This window comes from Streptomyces sp. NRRL S-495 (assembly GCF_000966955.1).
GTDB lineage: Bacteria > Actinomycetota > Actinomycetes > Streptomycetales > Streptomycetaceae > Kitasatospora > Kitasatospora purpeofusca.
The window spans coordinates 1-876 of record NZ_JZWY01001336.1; the positions used below are offsets into that span (position 1 = coordinate 1).

Annotated in this window: 1 protein-coding gene; it reads left to right on the forward strand. The window is 70.7% G+C overall.

Annotation, left to right across the window (positions count from 1 at the left end; genetic code table 11):
- Nucleotides 1-433: 433 nt before the first annotated feature.
- Nucleotides 434-876, forward strand: a 443-nt coding sequence (locus VR45_RS43225) for a beta-ketoacyl synthase N-terminal-like domain-containing protein (RefSeq protein WP_159394578.1), incomplete at its 3' end; no start/stop codon positions are given.

The following is an 876-nucleotide window of genomic DNA, read 5'->3' on the forward strand; positions in this document are numbered from 1 at the left end:
CGCTGGCCTGGGGCCTGTGGGCGGACGCCAGCTCCATGACCGGGCACCTCGACAGCACCGACCTGGGCCGCCTCAGCCGCACCGGCCTCGCCCCCCTCAGCACCACCCAGGGCCTCAACCTCCTCGACCAGGCCCTCACCACCACCCACCCCACCCTCGTCCCCGCCCGACTCGACCTCCCCACCCTCCGCACCCACGCCACCAACAACACCCTCCCCACCCTCTACCGCAACCTCGTCCGCACCCCCACCCGACCCACCGCCACCACCACCAGCCCCCAAACCGGCACCTGGACCACCGACATGGCCGCCCTCACCCCCGAGGAACGCCACACCACCCTCATCACCCTCCTCCACCACCACATCAACACCGTCCTCGGCCACACCACCACCGACACCCCGACACCCCCGACACCGACCGACCCTTCCGCGACATGGGCTTCGACTCCCTCACCGGACTCGAACTCCGCACCCGCCTCCAGAACACCACCGGCCTCCGCCTCCCCTCCACCCTCGTCTTCGACTACCCCACCCTCACCACCCTCGCCCACCACCTCGACCAACACATCCAAGGCACCACCAACAACACCCCCACCACCACCCGCACCACCACCACCGACCACGACCCCATCGTCATCGTCGGCATGGCCTGCCGTTACCCCGGTGACATCACCACCCCCCAGGGCCTCTGGCGGGCCGCACTGGACGGCGCGGACGTCATCTCGGACTTCCCCACCGACCGCGGCTGGGACCTCGCCAACCTCTACGACCCCGACCCCGACGCCGTCGGCCGGACGTACACGCGCAAGGGCGGATTCCTCCAGGACGCCGCCGTGTTCGAGCCGGAGTTCTTCGGCATCAGCCCGCGCGAGGCCAC